The sequence below is a fragment of the Haemophilus sp. THUN1690 genome (assembly GCF_059704375.1).
Genome location: NZ_AP046582.1, coordinates 554,477 through 576,847, shown reverse-complemented (window position 1 = coordinate 576,847; position 22,371 = coordinate 554,477). Strand labels below are relative to the sequence as shown.

The 22,371-nt window shown below is 37.7% G+C and carries 22 protein-coding genes, 1 other RNA gene and 1 riboswitch; of the genes, 12 read left to right on the top strand and 11 right to left on the bottom strand.

Going from position 1 to position 22,371, the window contains the following annotated elements; translation table 11 throughout:
* Nucleotides 1-21: 21 nt before the first annotated feature.
* On the bottom strand, nt 22-1,869 hold the full coding sequence (gene sppA / locus AC6H22_RS02760; protein ID WP_497513365.1) for a signal peptide peptidase SppA: 1,848 nt from the start codon (nt 1,867-1,869) through the stop codon (nt 22-24).
* 97 nt (nt 1,870-1,966) lie between these two features.
* Between sppA and AC6H22_RS02755 the strand changes: the two genes are divergently transcribed.
* Nucleotides 1,967-2,521 carry an NAD(P)H nitroreductase gene (locus AC6H22_RS02755; protein ID WP_497515298.1) on the top strand — a complete coding sequence of 185 codons (555 nt, stop codon included), beginning with the start codon at nt 1,967-1,969 and terminating at the stop codon, nt 2,519-2,521.
* A gap of 46 nt (nt 2,522-2,567) precedes the next feature.
* Here AC6H22_RS02755 and AC6H22_RS02750 read toward each other — a convergent pair whose 3' ends face one another.
* The 3 genes from AC6H22_RS02750 to sstT all read right to left on the bottom strand — a co-directional run bounded on the left by AC6H22_RS02750 (nt 2,568) and on the right by sstT (nt 5,095).
* The gene (locus tag AC6H22_RS02750; protein WP_046952944.1) at nt 2,568-3,122 is read right to left on the bottom strand and encodes a TorD/DmsD family molecular chaperone; all 555 of its coding nucleotides are present in this window, start codon (nt 3,120-3,122) and stop codon (nt 2,568-2,570) included.
* The gene (locus AC6H22_RS02745; RefSeq protein WP_046952943.1) at nt 3,122-3,730 is read right to left on the bottom strand and encodes an NAD(P)H-dependent oxidoreductase; all 609 of its coding nucleotides are present in this window, start codon (nt 3,728-3,730) and stop codon (nt 3,122-3,124) included. The genes AC6H22_RS02750 and AC6H22_RS02745 overlap by 1 nt, the downstream gene beginning before the upstream one ends.
* A 120-nt stretch (nt 3,731-3,850) precedes the next feature.
* Complete coding sequence (gene sstT, locus AC6H22_RS02740) at nt 3,851-5,095, bottom strand: serine/threonine transporter SstT (protein WP_005626569.1); 1,245 nt, start codon at nt 5,093-5,095, stop codon at nt 3,851-3,853.
* Between the two features lie 287 nt (nt 5,096-5,382).
* Here sstT and AC6H22_RS02735 point away from each other — a divergent pair, with 287 nt between their 5' ends.
* Complete coding sequence (locus tag AC6H22_RS02735) at nt 5,383-5,823, top strand: LexA family protein (protein WP_046952942.1); 441 nt, start codon at nt 5,383-5,385, stop codon at nt 5,821-5,823.
* Nucleotides 5,824-6,006: 183 nt separating this feature from the next.
* Here AC6H22_RS02735 and moaE read toward each other — a convergent pair whose 3' ends face one another.
* The 4 genes from moaE to moaA form a co-directional block, all read right to left on the bottom strand.
* Complete coding sequence (gene moaE, locus AC6H22_RS02730) at nt 6,007-6,459, bottom strand: molybdopterin synthase catalytic subunit MoaE (RefSeq protein WP_005625816.1); 453 nt, start codon at nt 6,457-6,459, stop codon at nt 6,007-6,009.
* Complete coding sequence (gene moaD, locus AC6H22_RS02725) at nt 6,460-6,705, bottom strand: molybdopterin synthase sulfur carrier subunit (protein ID WP_005625813.1); 246 nt, start codon at nt 6,703-6,705, stop codon at nt 6,460-6,462.
* A gap of 1 nt (nt 6,706) precedes the next feature.
* Complete coding sequence (gene moaC, locus AC6H22_RS02720) at nt 6,707-7,189, bottom strand: cyclic pyranopterin monophosphate synthase MoaC (protein WP_005625811.1); 483 nt, start codon at nt 7,187-7,189, stop codon at nt 6,707-6,709.
* 89 nt (nt 7,190-7,278) lie between these two features.
* Nucleotides 7,279-8,292, bottom strand: coding sequence for a GTP 3',8-cyclase MoaA (moaA, locus tag AC6H22_RS02715; RefSeq protein WP_046952941.1), 1,014 nt, complete (start codon nt 8,290-8,292; stop codon nt 7,279-7,281).
* Nucleotides 8,281-8,422: riboswitch (molybdenum cofactor riboswitch) on the bottom strand. (Overlaps the previous gene by 12 nt.)
* A 315-nt stretch (nt 8,423-8,737) precedes the next feature.
* Here moaA and ytfE point away from each other — a divergent pair.
* Nucleotides 8,738-9,409, top strand: a complete 672-nt coding sequence (gene ytfE / locus AC6H22_RS02710) for an iron-sulfur cluster repair protein YtfE (RefSeq protein WP_005625800.1) — start codon at nt 8,738-8,740, stop codon at nt 9,407-9,409.
* A 75-nt stretch (nt 9,410-9,484) separates the two neighbouring features.
* On the opposite strand, the gene rnpB is transcribed toward ytfE, so the two are convergent.
* An RNA gene (gene rnpB, locus AC6H22_RS02705) (RNase P RNA component class A) lies at nt 9,485-9,861 on the bottom strand.
* 171 nt (nt 9,862-10,032) lie between these two features.
* Between rnpB and AC6H22_RS02700 the strand changes: the two genes are divergently transcribed.
* Both AC6H22_RS02700 and AC6H22_RS02695 read left to right on the top strand, forming a co-directional pair.
* Nucleotides 10,033-10,968: a KpsF/GutQ family sugar isomerase gene (locus AC6H22_RS02700; protein ID WP_192885313.1), complete on the top strand. Its 936-nt coding sequence runs from the start codon at nt 10,033-10,035 to the stop codon at nt 10,966-10,968.
* Between the two features lie 9 nt (nt 10,969-10,977).
* Nucleotides 10,978-11,520, top strand: a complete 543-nt coding sequence (locus AC6H22_RS02695; protein WP_005625798.1) for a KdsC family phosphatase — start codon at nt 10,978-10,980, stop codon at nt 11,518-11,520.
* Between the two features lie 117 nt (nt 11,521-11,637).
* Here the strand turns inward: AC6H22_RS02695 and yccS are convergent, their stop codons facing one another.
* Together yccS and AC6H22_RS02685 are read right to left on the bottom strand one after the other, a co-directional pair.
* A complete protein-coding gene (gene yccS, locus AC6H22_RS02690) occupies nt 11,638-13,773 on the bottom strand; it encodes a YccS family putative transporter (RefSeq protein ID WP_118816829.1) in 2,136 nt (711 codons plus the stop codon).
* 67 nt (nt 13,774-13,840) lie between these two features.
* The gene (locus tag AC6H22_RS02685) at nt 13,841-14,518 is read right to left on the bottom strand and encodes a curli polymerization inhibitor CsgI-related protein (RefSeq protein ID WP_118816828.1); all 678 of its coding nucleotides are present in this window, start codon (nt 14,516-14,518) and stop codon (nt 13,841-13,843) included.
* Between the two features lie 207 nt (nt 14,519-14,725).
* On the opposite strand from AC6H22_RS02685, the gene sohB reads away from it, so the two are divergent.
* The 7 genes from sohB (at nt 14,726) to rsxG (ending at nt 22,370) form a co-directional block, all read left to right on the top strand.
* The gene (sohB, locus tag AC6H22_RS02680) at nt 14,726-15,787 is read left to right on the top strand and encodes a protease SohB (protein ID WP_118816827.1); all 1,062 of its coding nucleotides are present in this window, start codon (nt 14,726-14,728) and stop codon (nt 15,785-15,787) included.
* Between the two features lie 181 nt (nt 15,788-15,968).
* The gene (locus tag AC6H22_RS02675; RefSeq protein WP_005626164.1) at nt 15,969-16,820 is read left to right on the top strand and encodes an OmpA family protein; all 852 of its coding nucleotides are present in this window, start codon (nt 15,969-15,971) and stop codon (nt 16,818-16,820) included.
* Nucleotides 16,821-17,042: 222 nt separating this feature from the next.
* Nucleotides 17,043-17,621 (top strand): electron transport complex subunit RsxA, encoded by a 579-nt coding sequence (gene rsxA / locus AC6H22_RS02670; RefSeq protein WP_032825413.1) that lies wholly within the window; start codon nt 17,043-17,045, stop codon nt 17,619-17,621.
* Nucleotides 17,622-17,708: 87 nt separating this feature from the next.
* A complete protein-coding gene (gene rsxB, locus AC6H22_RS02665) occupies nt 17,709-18,290 on the top strand; it encodes an electron transport complex subunit RsxB (protein ID WP_005626168.1) in 582 nt (193 codons plus the stop codon).
* The gene (gene rsxC / locus AC6H22_RS02660; protein ID WP_118816825.1) at nt 18,291-20,666 is read left to right on the top strand and encodes an electron transport complex subunit RsxC; all 2,376 of its coding nucleotides are present in this window, start codon (nt 18,291-18,293) and stop codon (nt 20,664-20,666) included.
* 4 nt (nt 20,667-20,670) lie between these two features.
* Nucleotides 20,671-21,747 (top strand): electron transport complex subunit RsxD, encoded by a 1,077-nt coding sequence (rsxD, locus tag AC6H22_RS02655; RefSeq protein WP_005626172.1) that lies wholly within the window; start codon nt 20,671-20,673, stop codon nt 21,745-21,747.
* Nucleotides 21,747-22,370 carry an electron transport complex subunit RsxG gene (gene rsxG / locus AC6H22_RS02650; protein WP_118816824.1) on the top strand — a complete coding sequence of 208 codons (624 nt, stop codon included), beginning with the start codon at nt 21,747-21,749 and terminating at the stop codon, nt 22,368-22,370. The genes rsxD and rsxG overlap by 1 nt, the downstream gene beginning before the upstream one ends.
* The last annotated feature ends 1 nt before the right edge of the window (nt 22,371 follow it).

Sequence of the window (22,371 nt, the reverse complement as noted above, 5' to 3'; positions counted from 1 at the left end):
AATTCTGCCCTTTTTCAATTATTACTTAACCTTCCCGCAATTCAAACAATACAAATATTGACCTTTAGGATCATTAAATTTAGTTAATACATTCAATTCTTTTTGTAATTTTTGAATTGGATCCGGCAGACCAAGCCATTTAACTAACTGCTCTTGCGCCCCTTTTTTCGTGTCGCGCAATAAAGTGCTAATTAAACTAACGTTATCATCTGTAAACCATTCCACACTAAAATCTTGCACGGCAGTATCTTGGCGTTGATTCACTAATTGTTCTGCTTTATTGACCGCTTCATTAAAAGAACCAATTTCATCCACTAAACCATTTTGGAATGCATCACTGCCTAACCAAACCTGACCTTGAGCCAGTTTATCTACTTGTGTTTTAGAAAGCTGGCGGCCTTTGCTGACAATCTCTAAAAATCTGTCATAACCATGCTCAATTTCTGTTTGATAAATATCTTGCACTGGTTTTACTAACGGAGAAAATGCGGATGTATTAGCTAATTCAGTGGTTGAAACACCGTCTGCATTCACGCCTATTTTCTTAATGCTATTTTCAAAAGTCGGGAACATCGCGAAAATACCGATAGAGCCCGTAATGGTGTTTGCATCGGCAATAATATAATCCGCAATGGATGAAATCCAATAACCACCAGATGCGGCCATAGCCCCCATAGAAACAATCACTGGCTTACCGATTTTCTGTAAATTTTCAGTCTCTTGTCGGATAATTTCTGAAGCAAAAGCACTACCGCCCGGTGAGTTGACTCGTAAAACAACGGCTTTTACTGAGTTGTCATCGTAAGCTTTACGGAGAATTCGTGCAATAGTATCACCACCAGCATTTTCTTCATCGCTTTCACCATCTACAATCGTTCCCTCAACATTCACGACTGCAATTTTATTCGGTACATTGTAATGTTCTAAACGATCAGGCAGTTGAGTCAAATAATCATCAAGTTCAATGAGATTCGCTTTCCCGTCACTCCCTTTCCCAAAAAGTGCGGTAAGTTTTTTATCTAAATCCAAACGAGTTACAACATCGGTTACTAATCCACGTTGTTGGGCATAAGCGGTACTATTGCCTTTTAATGCTTTAAGATCCGATAAATATTGTTTCGCATTCGGCAAAACGTTATCTTTCTTAATCTTACGATTTTCGCTGACGGATAAAACATAATTATTCCACATTTCACCTAACCAACGCTGCATATTTGCTTTTGCCTCAAGAGACATGTCGTTGCGTAAAAATGGTTCAACTGCTGATTTATACGTTCCCACGCGGAAAATATGTGGTGTAACGGCTAATTTGTCGAGCATTTCTTTGAAATACAAATTCTCTTGCGATAAACCGTGAATATCCACACTTCCAATTGAATTTAAATAAATTTCATCAGCAAAGCTCGCTAAATAATATTGTCCTTGAGAATAATTATCCGCATAGGCGATCACTGGTTTTCCTGCATTTTTAAACTGGCTGATAGCGCCACCAATAAAATCTAATGCGGGTAAATCTGCCCCTTCAAAATAATTAAGATAGAGTACTAATCCTTTAATTTTAGGATCATCTTCCGCTTGTTTAATGGCAAATACCACATCAAACGTCGAAATTTTTCGAGGGACGTGCTCGCCATTCAATTCGCTTAACGCATCTTGCCAACGAAGTGTTTCATTTCGGTTGTCCGCTAGATAGCCATCTAAATTCAGTAATAACGCGCCTTCCCCTGTTAATGTTGTAGATTTTTTTCCTCCGCTTGAAAAGCTAATAATCACCACTAGCAATAGTACAAAGCCTAAAAACACAACATTCATCACAAGATCACGAATGAAACATAGCGCTTTCCAACATAATTTTAATACTCGAAACATACAAATTACCTTTAAAAAATTTGCGCTAGCGTATCACAAAGCTTTGTCAAAAACTATGCTATAATGACCCGCACTTTTACTTATAAGGGATAATAAAATGGATGCGTTAACTCTTTTAACAACAAGAAAATCAAACAAAAAATTGACCGCACCTGCGCCTAATACAGAACAACTTGAACTTATTCTCCAAGCAGCAATGCACGTACCAGCTCATGGGAAATTACATCCTTATCATTTTGTTGTAATGGAAAATGATGGATTAAATAAATTGGAAACGCTACTTAAAGCAGCCGTTGTGGAATTTGATTTGGGTGAAGAAAAATTAAATAAAGCTGAAAATTTAGCACATCGAGCGCCTATGGTCATTGGTGTCGTAGCAAAGATAGATCCAACTATTGCTAAAGTACCTGGATGGGAACAAATGTTGAGTGCAGGCTGTGCAACTTATGGATTACAACTGGCTGCACAATCACAAGGGTTTGATAATGTGTGGATTTCAGGGAAATGGGTTAATGGCACTGCATTACGAGAAGCTTTCGGATGTCGTGAACAAGATCGTGTGATTGCGTTAGTCATGATTGGCATAGGCATGGAAAAAGCCGAACGTGAATGTCGTGTTATCGATACAAAAGATTTTGTAACCTATCTATAAAATATTTCTTGCTTTCCTCAAGACTTAGAGGAAAGCAAAATATTGCCTACTCTTCTTCCAATTCATCCGCCATTGCCGCCAATATTTCTCGTGTAAGAAGGGCCAATGCACGATAAAAAGGCAAAGTTGCTTGATTTTCTACTTGAGTTAAAAACTTCGCTGCACAAGGTAATAAAAAAGTTTCAAAGAATTCTTGTTGAGCCACTAAAGAATCCGAATTATCTTCAAGCCAAGAAGCTGTAAGCAATAATAAGGCAAAATGATCCGCACTTTCCACCTCTGGCATATTGCGTACAAGGCGAAAATTCATAAATTCTTCAACATCAATGTCATAAGCTGAAATAGCAGTCATAACTTTACCACTGGTACCAAATAATTTTTGATACTCTTGATTCAATAAATTGAGATCAATTTTAACTTGTAAGCTATTCAGCGCTAATTCACTCTCTTTATCAGTATCTAACGCCCAAACTTGACTCAAACCTTTTTGTTGCAACCAAGTGAACGCGCCTGCAAGTACTTCATCGGTAGGAGAACGATAAAAAAGATTACCGAATAATCGACTAATTAATGAAAAATTATTAATTTGTTTTTCAGACATTACGCTTTTTCCTTTAAAAATGCGGTCAATTTTTCTTGTGTTTTTTGAGCGGCAAGTTCAATCATTGCTTTACGCGCCTCATCATCAATTAAATGAATATCACCGAATAATTCAAACTCAACATTTTCAATGCCACAGTAATTAAACAGTCCATTAATCAAACAATGATTGAGGGACTTATCTACACCAAATTCTTTATATTTATCAACATTACTGCCAATCGTAATAAATTGCTGCATTTGCTTATTTTTGAGCAATCCCACTGATTCGCCGTTTTCCGTTTTATAGGCAAAGCCATGACTTAATACGCGATCTAAATAACCTTTCAATATTGCTGGAAAGCCCATCCACCAAAGGGGATAAACCAACGTAATTAAATCCGCTTGAAGAATAAAATCATGCTCTTGCTGAATATCTTCTGGAATAATACCTTTGTTAGCATTCTGCAATTCTTCATGAGATAAAATTGGATTGAAATTCATTTCATAAAGATCACGAAAAAATACATTTACACCATTTTCTTGACTAATTTGCTCAATACGATTAGCAATCGCTCGCCCAAAACTACGCTTAGAATTAGGATGAGCAAAAATAATTAAGTGGTTCATTTTTCTTACCTATTTGTAGGGAAATAAAACGTGGCAAAAGTCTATCAAAATAGACCGCACTTTGCATATAGAATCACATAAAAAAAGCGGGCATAGCCCGCTCTTTTATTTGCATCATCATTATGCTGCGTTTTTACGTTCTTCTTCCATACATACTGCCGCAGTAAATAATACGTCAGTTGATGAGTTTAATGCGGTTTCAGTTGAGTCTTGTAAAATACCGATAATGAAACCTACACCGATCATTTGTGCTGCTACATCATCAGAAATACCAAATAAGCTACATGCTAATGGGATTAATAATAATGAACCACCTGCCACACCAGATGCACCGCAAGCACAAAGAGAAGCCACGATACTTAATAAAATCGCACTAACAAAAGATACTTCCACACCTAATGTGTGTACTGCAGCTAACGTTAAAATTGTGATCGTGATTGCAGCACCTGCCATATTGATGTTCGCACCCAATGGAATAGAAACAGAATAAGTTTCTTCATCAAGGTTTAAACGTTTTGCTAATTCAATATTTACTGGGATATTTGCCGCAGAACTACGTGTGAAGAATGCAGTTACACCACTTTCGCGTACACAAGTCCATACTAATGGGTACGGATTACGACGAATTTTCCAATAAACTAATGCTGGGTTAATAACAAAAGCAGTAAATAACATTGTACCGATTAATACTGCAAGTAATTGCACATAACCCCCTAATGCGACTAATCCTTTATCAGATAAGGTTTCAGCCACTAAACCGAATACACCAAATGGCGCAAAAGAAATAATGACGTGAACAATTTTTGATACGCCTTCAGCGAAATCAGATAATACGTTCTTAGTTGCATCAGATGCATGACGTAACGCTAAACCTAAACCGATAGACCATGCTAATACACCAATAAAGTTTGCTTTGAAAATTGCATTTAATGGATTGTCCACCACGTTTAAGATAAGGGTAAATAAAACTTGACCAACAGCTTGTGGCGCTGAGCTTGCATCTTCTTTGGTTGCAAGTACAACTTCCGTTGGGAATACGAACCCTACAATAACTGCGACAATCGCCGCTAAGAAGGTGCCTAAAAGGTAAAGCACGATGATTTCTTTCATATTGCTTTTCGTACCAATCTTACGGTTTGCAAGCGCAGCCATAACAAGGAAGAAAATCAAAATTGGCGCAACAGCACGCAATGCTTTAACAAAGATGCTACCTAAAACGCCTACTTTTTCCGCAATATTAAAACCCAAAGCACCTTCAAGTGCAGGTCCAACAAGCGCAATAATGATCCCTAGAACTAAACCAGTTGCAATTCTTTTTACTAAATTGCCCTGGAATAACAGACGAAATAAACGAGATGTGTTCATACTTTTATCTTTCTTTTCAATAAATTTAACTTCAGATTGTTACCAATCCACCTACAAGGGAATTAAAGATAGCGTAAATTCTTATCGAAAGAAAATATTTTTTGTTATTTTTTATCCAATAAGTGAACTTTTTTCTAAATTTGTTAGATATTTTCTAAAAACATACTTATAAAAAAAATTTTTATTTAACCTATTGACACCCTGTATGAAATACCAGTAAACTTTAACTGTACAAAAAAACAAGGTAAAAGGTTATTTATCCATATTATTTAACAGGAGATAAGAGAATGAGCAACCAAACTTTGACTTCACAATATGAAATGGATTTTTCTTATAATCCACTCCCTTTTTTCAGTGATATGGATGACAGCCTTAAATTCAATAAAAAACTAGACTTGAATCTTTATTGCATTAAGCGTCCAAAGCAGACCTGTTTTATTCATGTAACTAATCCAAATATGTTAGCTTGGGGAATTGAAACTGGAGATATGCTAGTCGTCGAAAAAAATGACGATCTTTATTCAGGTGATCTTGTTGTGCTAGAAGAAAATAACGAATTTCATGTCTATGAATTTATGGCGCATAGCGGCAATTACCTTTTCATGGCATTGGATTCCACTACACCAAATATAAATACAAAAGATTGGTCAAATTTACCTATTGTCGGCACAGTAACCAATACGATTCATCAAATGAAACGTCGCGATAAAATGAAATGGGCAGCGTAGTTAAAGGCGAATAAAAAAGTGCCCTAAAATGATCTGCACCTCAAAAGCAGGAGTAAACAAACCCGTAATTAAGGTGCTGATTTTATTATGGATAAACACTACACAATCGCATTTAAATAACAGTTTCTCTAACCAATAACCGTCTAAGATTTAAGTGAGATAAAATTTAATTTTACTTATTTATTACCACTTCTCTAACGCTTCTTTATCGCTTTCTCTTGCTTCAATCCAACGTTCACCTTGATGGGTTTGTTCTTTCTTCCAGAATGGGGCTTTGGATTTTAAGAAGTCCATAATGAATTCATTGGAGTGATAAGCATCACCTCGGTGAGCTGAACTGATACCAACTAAAACAATTTCATCACCAGTATGTAAAAGTCCCACACGATGAATTACAGATACTCGCTGGATATCCCAACGGACTTTCGCCTGTTCTACAATTTCACGTAAGGCTTTTTCTGTCATTGCGGGATAATGTTCCAAATATAAGCTGGATACCTCATCGCCTAAATTAAGATCGCGTACTTTACCCACGAAAATAACCGTTGCGCCAACCGAATGTTGCTCAGAAAGCCATTGGTAAACGACATTTTGATCAAAAGGTTGTTCTTGTACTGAAATTTGAATATCCGTCATTTAGCCTCCTGTTACAGGTGGGAAAAACGCAATTTCATCACCATTTTTGACCGCACTTTCTAATGGCATCAAGGTTTGATTAATGGCGACTAAAAGCTTTCCTTTTTCTAACGCTAACGCCCATCTATCACCTTTTTGAGCAAGATGTTCACGCACCGCTTCTGCTGTCGCAAAATCGCCTTCAAGCTGAATAGAATCTTCCCCGATTAATTCTCGAGTTTGAGCAAAAAATAAAACATTTAACATCTTATTTTTCCTCCGCAATAAAATGACCGGATTTTCCACCACTCTTTTCTAACAGGCGAACGTGCTCAATCACCATGTCTTTTTGTACGGCTTTACACATATCGTAAATGGTTAAGGCAGCCACACTTGCAGCGGTTAATGCTTCCATTTCTACGCCGGTTTTACCGGTTAATTTGCAAAGAGATTGAATACGAACTTGATTGGTTTCAAGTAACGGTTCTAAATTCACTTCTACTTTAGAAAGTAACAATGGATGGCAAAGCGGGATAAGTTCCCAAGTACGTTTTGCCGCTTGAATACCTGCAATACGTGCTGTAGCAAATACATCGCCTTTGTGATGTTTGCCTTCCACGATCATAGCAAGGGTTTCTTTTGACATAGTAACGATGGCTTCAGCACGAGCTTCACGAACGGTCTCTGCTTTTGCAGAAACATCCACCATATTGGCTTCGCCTTGAGAATTGATATGCGTAAATGTAGTCATAATAAAATAAAAGTGCGGTTAAAATATTGAATGTTTTACATGTGTGATGAAAGCAAAATAAGTGAACAGTAAAAGTCACCTATTTTCTTTTAGCCACCGATAGAAGCTAAATGATTTCTTACGCCACTATCACCGATATGCAAATAATGATGTTCACGTTTACCTTGCAATGCAGAAAAAATACGTGCTTGCAAAATATCTTGCTGTTCATGGGATTGCAATAAATCACGTAATTCAATGCCTTCTTCGCCGAATAAACAGAGATGAAGTTTGCCCTTCGCTGACACTCTGAGACGATTACAGCTTGCGCAGAAATTCTTCTCATAAGGCATAATTAAGCCAATTTCGCCAGCATAATCAGGATGCGTGAAGACTTTTGCAGGGCCATCTGTATGGGATTTATGCTGTAATGTCCAACCATTTTTCAACAATTTATCAGCTAAGACTTGTCCAGAAAGATGGTGTTTATCAAAGAAACTATCCATTTCACCCGTTTGCATCAGTTCGATAAAGCGCATTTGAATTGGGCGATCTTTGACCCAAACAAGGAATTGTTCAAACTCTTTGTCATTCAAATTTTTCATCAAAACTGAATTAACTTTGACTTTGTTGTAGCCCACTTCAAACGCACGATCGATACCACGCATCACGTCATCAAATTTATTGATACCCGTAATTTGGTGGAACATTTTTGGATCTAAGCTATCAACACTGACGTTAATAGACGTAATTCCTGCTTTCTTCCAATCAGCCACATCTTTTGCCATGCGATAGCCATTTGTCGTGACAGCTAATTGACGGATTCCATCAATATTAGCAATGCTTTCAGCAATAGAAATAAAATCTTTGCGTAAAGTCGGTTCGCCACCCGTTAAACGGATTTTCTCTGTGCCCATTTCAGCAAACGCTTGAGCAAGGTGGGTAATTTCTTTTAAAGTTAAGAAACTTGGTTTGTTGGCTTCGGGTTGATAACCATCAGGTAAACAATAGGTACAACGAAAGTTACACTGATCGGTAATCGACAGTCGTAGATAATAATATTGGCGTTGGAAAGGATCGACTAAGCGAGACTCTCCTACGTTCTTGATAGGAATGGATTGCATTTTACACCTTTCTAAATACGGAGAGGATAAACCGTTTCCAGCGTATCCCTGAATAACACACGGCGTTATTGGCTTGTCGCCGTATTTCTTGTGAAACTTAGGCTAAACAAGCTCGGAGTTATGCGTTAAATTTAATTTGTCGTCATTCTAAAAGATTTCACTTCATAAAAACAATCAATAATATTGATGAAAATCAGTATTTTCCTAAATTATTAAAAATCAATTATATAAAAAAATACATAATGAATTTAAAGCTGCCTCATTAGTGATAATTAATCTTATTTATGTAAATAACCATAAATTTTGACCTGATTATTATGAGGTATTTTTATTGATTTAAATCATAATTTAATCAATAAATAAATCTCTCTACTTTTCATAATCAGAAAAATATCCTACCATTTTTATCGGATTTATTTTTACTTAATCAATATAGGAGTGATTTATGTCTTTTGCCCAACAAAAACTTAGCGAACTCGCTGTTTCAATTCCAGGTGCAACTAAAATTTTTCGTGAATATGATTTAGATTTTTGCTGCGGAGGTTCTGTATTATTAGAAGTCGCAGCACAAAAAAAGAATCTTAACCTTGCTGAAATTGAAAAACGTTTAACTGATTTGCAACAAAGTAAATCAGAAAATAATGATAAAGATTGGACTTCGGCATCTTATGCAGAAATGATCGATCACATTATTACTCGTTTTCATGATCGCCACCGTGAACAACTCCCTGAATTAATTACATTGGCGGAGAAAGTAGAAAATGTACATGGTGATCGTGATGACTGCCCTGTCGGCGTAGCCGCACAGTTAGAAAAAATTTATGCTGAACTTAGCCAGCATTTAATGAAAGAAGAACAAATTTTGTTCCCTATGATCAAAATGGGAAATTATGCTATGGCCTCAATGCCAATTCGTGTAATGGAAATGGAACACGATGAAGCAGGACAAGATGTGGAAGTGATCAAATCGCTTACTAATAACTGCACGCCACCTGCAGATGCTTGTTTCAGTTGGAAAGCCTTATATAGTGGTATTAATGAATTTATTGATGATTTAATGCACCATATTCATTTGGAAAATAATATTTTATTTCCACGTGTATTAAACGAAAAATAATTTAATATTCGTCAAAAAACAACCGCACTTTAATCTATTCCGAAAAATAAACTAAAGTGCGGTCATTTCCAAAAAATTTTGAGTTGGTCGATAAGCCGAGTTCTGTCGTGAACAATCATTCCTCTAGGCGACAAATTACTCTGCCGCTCAAGCAACCTACCCGAATCCTGAGCGGGCCACTCATTGGATTCCTATTTGGTCTTGCTACGAGTGGAGTTTACCCTGCTGCCAACCGTTACCGGAGGCACGGTGCGCTCTTACCGCACCCTTTCACCCTTACCGTTTACACGGCGGTCTGCTCTCTGTTGCACTGGTCGTCGGCTCACGCCGCCCGGACGTTATCCGGCACTCTGCCCTGTGTAGCTCGGACTTTCCTCTCGTTTACTTGTCCCACTAGGTCGTATAAATACGGTTAAGGGCTTCAATAAACCAGCGATTGTCTAACCAACTCGGAGCGTAGTATAGGGGCAATCATTAGTGCGGTCAATAAAATCCCCAATTTTTAGATATTGCTCGTCAATCTTATAAACAATAATGCCTCGCTCACATCGAATTTTTCATTCGTATTTTTTTATGATTCCGCTAAAATAGCGCCAATTTCAACCGGTCTTTTAGGAAGAAGAATGAACTATCTAAAAATTGCACAGGATTCCCTTTCAGTGGAAAGCAACGCACTTTTGCAACTCAGCCAACGTTTAGGCGAGGATTTTAATCAAGTCGTGGATTTAATCCTTGCTTGCGAAGGACGATTAGTCATCGGCGGGATAGGGAAATCTGGTTTAATCGGTAAAAAAATGGTGGCTACCTTTGCCTCTACGGGCACACCAAGTTTCTTTTTACATCCGACTGAAGCCTTCCACGGCGATTTAGGTATGTTGAAACCAATTGATATCGTGATGTTGGTTTCCTATAGCGGTGAAACCGATGATGTCAATAAACTGATTCCAAGTTTAAAAAATTTTGGTAATAAAATTATTGCTGTGACGAGTAACAAAAATTCCACGCTCGCACGCCATGCAGATTATGTTCTAGATATAGCTGTTGAGCGTGAAGTGTGTCCAAATAATCTCGCGCCAACAACATCCGCACTTGTAACGCTTGCACTTGGTGATGCACTCGCCGTGTCGCTCATTACGGCACGCAATTTTCAACCAGCTGACTTTGCTAAATTCCATCCAGGTGGCAGTCTTGGTCGTCGTTTATTATGTAAAGTGAAAGATCAAATGCAAACTCGCCTACCAACAATTTTACCGACCACTAATTTTACTGACTGCCTCACAGTCATGAATGAAGGGCGAATGGGCGTTGCCTTAGTAATGGAAAACGAGCAACTTAAAGGCATTATCACGGATGGCGATATTCGCCGCGCGCTTACAGCCAATGGTGCAGAAACGCTGAATAAAACAGCTAAAGATTTTATGACAAGTTCACCAAAAACTATTCATCAAGACGAATTTTTATCCAAAGCAGAAGACTTTATGAAAGCGAAAAAAATTCACTCGCTAGTCGTTGTTAATGATGAAAATCACGTGGTGGGTTTAGTAGAATTTTCAAGCTAAGGAATCCCAATGCAACAAAAATTAGAAAACATTAAATTTGTTATTACTGATGTAGACGGCGTACTCACCGATGGACAACTTCATTATGATGCCAATGGTGAAGCCATCAAAAGCTTTCATGTTCGCGATGGTTTAGGCATAAAAATGCTGATGGATGCGGGTATTCAAGTGGCAGTGCTTTCTGGTCGCGACTCCCCTATTTTACGCCGTCGCATTGCCGATCTTGGTATTAAATTATTCTTTCTTGGAAAACTTGAAAAAGAAACCGCTTGTTTTGATCTTATGAAACAAGCAGGCGTCACTGCCGAGCAGACCGCTTATATTGGCGATGATAGCGTAGATCTTCCCGCCTTTGCAGCGTGTGGAACTTCTTTTACTGTGGCTGATGCCCCTATTTATGTGAAAAATGCTGTTGATCATGTACTTTCTACCAATGGCGGAAAAGGTGCCTTCCGAGAAATGTCCGATATGATTTTACAGGCACAGGGAAAATCTTCTGTGTTTGATAGCGCCCAAGGGTTCCTAAAATCAGTGAAAAACATGGGGCAGTAATAACTCATTCGTCAATATTATTGCTCAATAAAAAATAAAGTGCGGTTAATTTTTAACGAGTTTTAAAATCTCTCAAAAATCAACCGCACTTTTATATTTATAACGCTCCCATACTCTTTAACAAGACTCTTTCCTAAAATACTCATAGAACTGCGGTAAGAGTTGCGTAATCAAATTCAATTGCTGATACGGTAAACTAAAGACAGCGCGCTCTTCTGCCGTCATCTCTTGTTTTTCTAATTCTTTTAAATGTGTTTCAATACGTTCTTGCTGTTGGTTAAAAATAGCTTCGGATATTTCTTCAATGTGTTCTAAGGTATAGATAATTTTCTTTGCCACAGGATAAAAACCGGATAAAAACTGTGCGGTCTGTTGCAAATTTTTCATTCTGTCGCGATAAGCGCCAAGGGCAGAAATATAGCTTAATAGAGAATAATTAAGCTTGAGCAAATCAAAACCTTTCTGTAAATATGCCTTATATTTCACTGGCTCATTATTCATATTAGAAAGTGTTGTACTCAGTGCGGCTGCATATTGATGCGCATTGCGACGTGCTATGCGATATTTAAGATCGTCGCTTTTACCAAATTGCAATTGGCTAATAATATGCAATAAATATACCGCATCACTACGCAATGCTTGATGACTCACTTTATCAAGCTGCAAATATTTCCAATCCGGCCATAAGTAAGATACTGCAAACCATGAAATCGCGGCACCAAGCAAAGTATCGAGTAAACGAGGCATCAACGCAGCAGCCGTATCGAATCCCATGACATCAAAACTGAGCAATACTTGTAGTGTGATGAAAAAGGTTGAAAAGCTGTAATTATTACTACGGAAGAAAAAGAACAAAGTACTTGTGAGCACCACAAGCCCCAGTTTTAATTCTAAGGTTGAATTTAAATAAGGTAATAGTGACCCCACCACTACGCCTAATATCGTGCCAATAATACGCTGACGTAAACGGACTTTAGTTGCTGAATAGTTTGGCTGACACACAAATACAGTGGTCAATAAAATCCAATAACCAAGATTAAATTGGAAAAACTCAACAATTGCACAACATAAAAATACCACAATGGATAAGCGTACCGCATGACGGAACAACGGCGACTCAAAAGTAAAATGACTAAAAATCACCGCACTTATATTTTTTAACCCTGTGATTTGTTCCGTATGAATTTGAGCTAATTGTTCTGTATCCGTCGTTTCTTGTGCCAATTGGCGAAGTTGCCAGTTGATACTTTGTAGATTATCTAACAAGGTTTGAATCTCAATCAGTTCATCTTGATCATTGAGATGTTGTGCTTTATATAGTTCAAAGGAATGCAAGGTGCCCAAAAGTGCACGTTCGACACGTTCATTAAAATGATAAGGTTTATTTTCACGTAAACTCACCGTGATTTCTTTACAGGATTGTGCTTGTAGCTCTAACAAACGTTGAACACGGAAAATCAAATCTGTATTTTTTAGTTTTTCCGTTATTTGTTGATAATCAAAATGTGTAGAATTGGCGCGCTCATGAATGTCTTGTGCGGCAAAATAGTAACGTAACATTCTCTGGGTACGAGGATGGCGATGTTGCCCTCTAATACGGTAAAAAAGTGCGGTACGCACAATATTAAACGCCGTGACAACATTCGCATTTTTCATTGCAAAATTGAGATGTTTTTTTTCAATCTCAGCTACTTCGTCAGGATCAAAAAAACAGGATTTAGTATCTAAATATTCGCCCAACGCACAAAACGCTTTAGCGACACTTTCTTGCACGGGACGATTTGGGAAAAACAGGTAAACAATCAGAGTCACCACACTATATAGCAAGGTACCGCATAAAATCATTATGGGATTAATAAACCATACATTTCCTTCAGGCACATAAGTCAGCGTGGTATAAAGAGCAACCACTAATGAACCAAAAGCAATCGTGCTATAACGCTGCCCTACGGCGCCAATCATGGTGAAAATAAATGTCAGCACCGTCATTAACACAATATATTGGATAGGCTTACCTATATGTAACTGCACAATAAAGGATGAAATAGAAAAGGCAATGAGCGTGAAAAATACGTTTTTCAATCGTCCAGTTAAACGGTTATCCAAATCCACTAAACCACCTGCAATAATCCCTAGAATCAAAGGCATTGATTGCGAAGAAATATCAAAAGCCCATATTCCCACTGCCGCAATATTTACAGCAATAAAAACAGGAATCGCAGCGATTACTTTGGCATTTAACCGAATATTCATTTCAAATCCTTATCAAAATAGAAAAGTGAGCAACAAGGCTCACTTTTTATTGTATGAAGTGCGGTAATTATTTATGGGATTTTGCCCAATTTAAGAAACGTGTTTGAGTTTCTTTATCAGCTTGTTGGAACCAATATTGGAGCTGTTGCTCTGCAACGTTTTCACCTTGAACAACCACTTTACCTTTATTCGCTTTTGCATTACTTGCTGGAGTAGCGACCATTGGGCTAGCTGCTGTAGTTGCAGCAAATGCAGCAAATGCAGCAACAGATGCGGTTGCGCCAGACGCATTATATTCAGCAAGATCATTCACCACATTAGCACTTGGAAATAAACCTTCTTGTTTTAACACATCCACTTTTGCTGAAAGCGTATTACCAGATTTTGTTTTTACGCTAATGCTTGGCATTTCATTGAATTTATCACCTTCTGAACGACCACGAATAGCTGGTGCCGAAATAACAAGATCCTCTGCATTGCCTTGAAATGTCACGATTACTGGGTTAGATTCAAAAAGGGTTTGGCTAGATCCAGAACCAATAATTTCACTTAAACGAACAACAACCTGATGGTTTTGGGTGTCATTCACAGCAAAGGTTTTAGCATCCTTTGCAAGAGATTTAGATGCCTTTTGACCATCAATGGCTAAAAGCTCAAGGTTAGATGAAGTAGAAACCATGCCAGCAAAAGTCGCTGTGCTAGCACATAATGTTGCAAGACCTAATACAACAGCACGTAATTTCATAATTACTCCTTTTTATAAATGAAAATGAAATCGTTCCTTATGCTATGCTAAATCAGCAAAAATGAAAATAAAAAAAGTGAGAATTAGTTTAAAAAATCTTTGTTGTAATAGCACAAATAATCACAATATTTTATCATGTTGATGTCTAGACTAGTCACGACTAGTACCAAGCACAATGTAATCTATAAAATATCAATAGGAGTAACAATGTTAAACGATATTTTAACTGGCTATGGAATTTTCATTCTGGAAATTCTAACAATTTTATTACTCATTCTTGCTATTGTTGGTTTGGTGATTTCTTATCGTCAACATAACAAATCTAAAATAGGAGAATTAGAAATTAAAGACTTATCTGAAGAATTTGATCATCAAGTTCGTGTTTTACGTGATTTTAATCTTTCAGAAGAAGAGCTAAAACAGCAAGCTAAAGCAGAGAAAAAAGCTGAAAAACAAAAGGCTAAAAAACGTAAAGAAAAATTAAAAAAAGGTGAAACCTTAGATGACAAAAAGAAAAGCTATGTGTATGTCTTGGATTTTCATGGTGATATTTCAGCATCAGAAACGACCACACTTCGAGAAGAAATTTCAGCAATCTTAAATGTAGCAACACCTGAAGACGAAGTATTATTACGTTTAGAAAGCCCGGGCGGTATTGTTCATGATTATGGGTTTGCAGCCTCTCAGTTGTCTCGTTTGAAACAAAAAGGCATAAAATTAACCATCGCTGTAGATAAGGTTGCAGCAAGTGGCGGTTATATGATGGCTTGTGTAGCAGATAAAATTGTATCTGCGCCTTTTGCTGTTATTGGTTCTATCGGCGTCGTAGCACAAATTCCAAACGTTCATCGTTTATTGAAAAAATATGATGTTGATGTAGATGTTATGACTGCTGGTGAGTTTAAACGCACAGTAACCGTATTAGGTGAGAATACCGAAAAAGGCAAACAAAAATTTCAACAAGAGTTGGAAGAAACCCATCAATTATTTAAACAATTCGTCTCACAAAATCGCCCTTGTGTAGATATTGATAAAATTGCTACTGGGGAACATTGGTTTGGCCAACAAGCAATCAACTTGAAATTAGTCGATGAAATTTCAACCAGTGATGATTTAATTTTGGAAAAAATGAAAGAAAAACATGTAGTAAGTGTGAAGTATCGATTGAAAAAATCCTTGATAAAAAAATTAGGTCGTCAAGCTGAAGAAAGTGCAGTAAATATTATCCATCGTTATACTACAAAGCGAGCAAATGATTTTATACATTAAAAATAGATATCTTTACACTCCTTTACAAAAAAGAGGGATAATTCACTGATTTTATTATTTACAAGACAATTTTTTGCCTTTACTATGTACAGCGGAAGCTTTTACAGTTTTATAATATTTAATTCATGAAGTTTCATCATTCTCTTTCCGAAGAGCTATTGACAAATAAAAGGTAAAAAAAATGAAATTATCCCGCATTTTATTATCAACTGTTGCCATCGCAACTGCTGCAGCTTGTGGTAACTTGAGTAAGGTGACTGACGCTGGTAAACCAGAATATAAAGACGTAAATGGTGAACAAGTACCTCAATTAGTGTGGCCTAAAATTGATTCTGCGACATTTAACCACGATGGTAGCCAATTTGGTACCTGGCCAAATTGGGACAATGTTCGCATAATTGAAGCTGGAATGAATAAAGATCAAATTCGCCAATTAATTGGTAATCCACATTTTACTGAAGGATTGTATGGCGTGTCTGAATGGGATTATGTATTCAATTATCGTGAAAATGGCATTCATAAGATTTGTCAATATAAAGTATTATTTGACAAAAATCATAATGCGCAAAGTTTCTTCTGGTATCCAAACAGTTGTAATGGAAATTCAGCATTTAATTTGAGTGGTGACTTTTTATTTGATTTTAACAAGGATACTTTAACAGCTCAGGGTAAAAAGGTAGTTGATAATGTTGCATCTCAATTAAAATCTGCTGGTGCTAAAAAAGTTAAAGTTGCAGGTTATACAGATCGTTTAGGTTCTGAAACTTACAACTTAGAGCTTTCCCAACATCGTGCAGACAGAGTTAAAGCTCGTTTGATTGAAGATGGAATTACAGCTGAAATCACCGCTGTAGGCTATGGTAAAAACCCTCAAATAAAAGCTTGTGATGGTGTTAATGGACAAGCACTAAAAGATTGCTTACGCCCTAACCGTCGTGTTGAGATAACTGCTTCTGGTTCTGTATTAAAATTACAAGAAGGTGGTCAATCTAACGGTGGTACTCAAGGTCCAGCAAAACTATATCAAAAATAATTGATATTGAGCTTCAAAAATACTCCACTAACATAAATCAAGTAGAGTATTATTAATTTCAAGACTTGCGCATCTAATGGTTTAAATGATTAGATGCGCTTTTTATTCATCTCTCACAAAACGAGAAAATCTCAATTTTCTCTTTACCCTACCCCAAATTTTCTATTGTTATCGCGCCTATAAATGAGGATAATAGCCGACCTATACACAAGGCAGAAAGCAATGACACAATATATTTTATTAATTATCGGTACTGCACTGATTAACAACTTTGTATTGGTGAAATTCTTAGGACTTTGTCCTTTTATGGGCGTATCCAAAAAAATTGAAACCGCAGTGGGAATGGGATTAGCAACAATGTTTGTATTAACTGTCGCCTCCCTTTGCTCGTATTTAGTTGATCATTATATTCTTGTTCCCTTAAATGCTACTTTTTTACGCACATTAGTATTTATTTTGGTTATTGCCGTAGTTGTACAATTTACCGAAATGGTGATAAATAAAACTAGCCCAACACTATATCGTTTACTTGGAATTTTCTTGCCTTTGATAACCACAAACTGCGCAGTTCTCGGTGTCGCATTATTAAATGTAAATCTTGCTCATAATTTAACAGAATCTGTCATTTATGGTTTTGGTGCATCTCTTGGCTTTGCACTTGTATTAGTGCTTTTTGCTGCGCTTCGTGAACGTCTTGTAGCAGCCGATGTACCTTTAACTTTCAAAGGTTCATCTATCGCCCTTATCACCGCTGGTTTGATGTCTCTTGCTTTTATGGGATTCACAGGACTAGTGAAGTAATAAAATGATCTATCTTTTAATGGCTATTACCATTTTGATTTTATTTATTGGGTTCTCTCAGTATTTTTCAGGAAAAAGAAAGAAATAATGACCCTTTTATTCATCATAATCACTTTACTCGCTTTAATTTTCGGTGCGATTTTAGGCTTTGCTTCACTTAAACTCAAAGTTGAGGCCGATCCCATTGTGGAAAAAATCGACTCTATTTTACCACAAAGCCAATGCGGACAATGTGGTTATCCGGGATGCAAACCATACGCTGAAGCTATTTGCAATGGAGATGAAATCACAAAATGTATTCCTGGCGGTCAACCTACCATTGTAAAAATTGCAGAAATTTTAGGTGTTGATGTGCCAGCAATGGACGGTGTAGAAGAACCTATCGAGAAAGTCGCTTTTATTGATGAAAACATGTGCATTGGCTGCACAAAATGTATTCAAGCCTGTCCTGTTGATGCCATTATTGGTACAAATAAATTCATGCATACGATCATTCCAGATCTCTGTACAGGTTGTGAACTTTGCGTAGCACCCTGCCCAACAGATTGTATATCAATGATTCCCGTGAAAAAAAATATCGATAATTGGGATTGGAAGTTTGATGCAAAATTAGTCATTCCAGTAATGAATGTAAATGGCACTGAGAAAAAATTGGTTGTGGGGAAATAAATGGCGGACGTATTATCTCGTTTCAATTCTGGTAAATTATGGGATTTCAAAGGTGGCATTCATCCGCCTGAAATGAAATCACAATCTAATTCACAACCATTACGTCATCACCCTTTAGTTACGGATTTTTATATTCCTCTTAAACAGCACGCAGGAACAATGGGTAACCTTTTAGTAAAGGAAGGCGATTACGTATTAAAAGGTCAACCTTTAACACAAGGTGATGGCTTACGTATGCTACCCGTTCATGCGCCAACTTCAGGTACAATTAAATCGATTAAACCTTATGTCGCTGCACATCCGTCTGGTCTTGATGAAGCTGCAATTCATTTGCAAGCAGATGGCTTAGATCAATGGCTAGAGCGTAATCCTATTGATGATTTTTTAACACTCTCGCCAGAACAACTCATTAACAAAATCTATCAAGCTGGTGTAGCTGGCTTGGGTGGTGCAGTATTTCCGACTGCCGCTAAAATTCAATCAGCAGAGAAAAAAGTTAAACTCTTAATTATCAATGGTGCAGAATGTGAGCCTTATATTACTTGTGATGATCGTCTTATGCGTGAACGCGCCGATGAAATCATAGAAGGCATTCGTATTTTGCGTTATATCCTACGACCTGAAAACGTAGTCATCGCCATTGAAGACAACAAACCTGAAGCAATAGAGGTAATTCGTAAAGCGCTACAAGGAGCAAATGACATTAGCATTCGCGTGATTCCAACAAAATATCCTTCGGGTGCCGCAAAACAGCTTATTTATTTACTTACAGGAATGGAAGTACCAAGTGGCGTGCGTTCTTCTAGTATTGGCGTACTGATGCATAATGTTGGTACAGCCTTTGCAATTAAAAGAGCGGTTATAAATGACGAACCTTTAATTGAACGTGTCGTCACCCTTACTGGTGATAAAATTCCTAAAAAAGGTAATTATTGGGTTCGACTTGGTACACCAATTTATCAAGTATTGACGCACGCTGGTTATCAATTTGATGAACGTTATCCAGTGTTTGCCGGTGGCCCCATGATGGGATTGGAACTTTCCAACCTAAATGCACCGGTGACCAAAATTGTCAACTGCTTGCTTGCACCAGACTATTTTGAATATGCAGAACCAGAGCCTGAACAAGCTTGTATTCGCTGTTCTAGCTGTTCTGATGCCTGCCCAGTCAACTTGATGCCACAGCAACTCTACTGGTTTGCTCGTAGTGAAGATCACAAAAAATCAGAAGAATACGCCCTCAAAGATTGCATCGAGTGCGGGATTTGCGCCTATGTATGCCCAAGCCATATTCCGCTGATTCAGTATTTCCGCCAAGAAAAAGCAAAAATTTGGCAAATAAAAGAAAAACAGAAAAAATCAGATGAAGCCAAAATTCGTTTTGAAGCGAAACAAGCGCGAATGGAACGTGAAGAACAAGAGCGTAAAGCACGTTCACAACGTGCAGCAGAAGCACGTCGAGAAGAATTAGCGCAAACCAAAGGTGAAGATCCTGTTAAAGCAGCGTTAGAACGCTTGAAAGCGAAAAAAGCCAATGAAACAGAATCAATACAAGTTAAAACGATTACCTCAGAAAAAGGGGAAGTTTTACCTGATAACGCTGATTTAATGGCACAACGTAAAGCTCGTCGTCTGGCTCGTCAGCAAGCGGAATCTCAAGTCGAAAACCAAGAACAACAAACTCAACCAACCGATGCAAAAAAAGCAGCAGTTGCAGCCGCACTTGCTCGAGCAAAAGCGAAAAAACTTGCGCAAGCAAATGAAACCGCTGAATCAGTCTCAAATACTCAAACCGTAGAAAGTGCGGTAGAAAAAACAGAAGAAAATTCAACCGCACTCGATCCGAAAAAATCAGCCGTAGCCGCTGCTATTGCTCGTGCAAAAGCAAAAAAACTTGCTCAAGTGAATGGAACTACAGAATCAGTTCCAAGCACTCAAGCGATAGAAAGTGTGGTAGAAAAAACAGAAGAAAATTCAACCGCACTTGATCCGAAAAAAGCAGCCGTAGCCGCTGCTATTGCTCGTGCAAAAGCAAAAAAACTTGCGCAAGTAAATGGAACAACAGAATCAGTTCCAAGCACTCAAGCCATAGAAAGTGTGGTAGAAAAGACAGAAGAAAATTCAAGCGCACTCGATCCGAAAAAAGCAGCCGTAGCCGCTGCGATTGCTCGTGCAAAAGCAAAAAAACTTGCGCAAGTAAATGAAACCACTGAATCAGTCTCAAATACTCAAACCGTAGAAAGTGCGGTAGAAAAAACAGAAGAAAATTCAACCGCACTTGACCCGAAAAAAGCGGCGATAGCTGCGGCTATTGCTCGTGCAAAAGCGAAAAAACTGGCAAAAACACAAGCAACATTAGAAAATTATCAGGAATAAAATAATGTTTAAAATGGTTAGCTCTCCTCATACTCATTCGGGGAAACTCACAGCGCGTATTATGCTTTGGGTAATGTTGGCAATGATGCCAGCTTTTTTCACGCAAATTTATTATTTTGGATTTGGCGTGGTGTTTCAATCCGCATTAGCCATTGGTACAGCAATCATTGCGGAATTTATTGCAATAAAATTACGCGGCAAAAAGCCGTTAAATTATCTTTCAGATTTCAGCGTATCCCTGACTGCTTTAATTTTGGCAATGGCTATTCCACCTTATGCGCCTTATTGGGTCATCATCATTGGAACACTCTGTGCAGTTTTATTAGGTAAACAGATTTATGGTGGTTTAGGACAAAATCCATTCAATCCTGCGATGATTGGCTATGTAATTCTCTTGATTTCATTCCCGTTACAAATGACAACTTGGATGCCACCAATTAATTTATTACAGGAACCACCGACTTTTTTAGATGCATTTTCATTAATATTTTCAGGTTTAACCACTAATGGATTCACCCTTTCACAACTTACACATAACATTGATGGCATCACCCAAGCAACGCCTTTGGATAGCGCAAAAATTTTCTATAAAAGTCACACTCAATTAAATGATTTTTATGAATTAATTAAACTGCCTATCTTTATGGGTAATGGAACAGACTTTGCTCAAGGATGGTGGCAAGTCAACATGGCTTTCTTAACGGGCGGAATTTTCCTTATTTTAAAACGTGTCATTCACTGGCAAATTCCAGTGGCGATGCTTGTCACCTTTTTCTGTTTAGCCACCGCGACCGCTTTTACTGGCTTCACGCATTTAAGTGCGATTAGCCAACTCGTGAGTGGTGCCATGATGTTTGGCGCATTTTTTATTGCGACAGATCCTGTCACGGCCTCCATTACACCACGAGGAAAAATTATTTTTGGCGCATTAGTGGGGTTATTTGTCTATCTCATTCGCTATCACGGAAACTTTCCAGATGGTGTAGCATTCGCAATTTTATTAAGTAATATTTGCGTTCCACTTATCGATCATTACACACGTCCTCGAGTATCTGGTTATCCAACAAAAGGAAAAAAATAATGGGCACAGTAAAAATCACATCGCGTTACGGGATATTGTTAGGCTTTGTCGCCCTACTCTGCACAGCAATTTCTGCGGGTATTTTTTTCCTAACAAAAGATAAAATTGATGCAGTGATGGCGGCACAACAACGAGAATTACTTTTACAGGTCATTCCACAAGATTATTTCAATAATAATTTGCTAGAAAGTGCGGTTATCCCTCAAGATAAAAATTTGGTGGGCATTCAGAAAATTTATTTTGCAAAAAAAGATGGAAATATTTCTGCTTATGCCTATGAAACCACCGCGCCTGATGGCTATTCTGGCGATATTCGTTTGCTTGTGGGATTAGATCCGAAAGGTGAAATTTTAGGCGTACGAGTAATCGAACACCATGAGACTCCTGGCTTAGGCGATAAAATTGAACTCCGTATTTCCAACTGGATTCTAAATTTCACTCATCAATCGATTAATGAGCATAATTTAAGCGAATGGGCAGTAAAAAAAGATAGCGGAAAATTTGATCAATTTTCTGGTGCAACCATTACACCTCGCGCAGTGGTGAATCAAACTAAACGCTCAGCATTAATCATGCTAAATAACCAAGCCTTGTTACAACAGCTTTCAACACAAGTGAAATAAT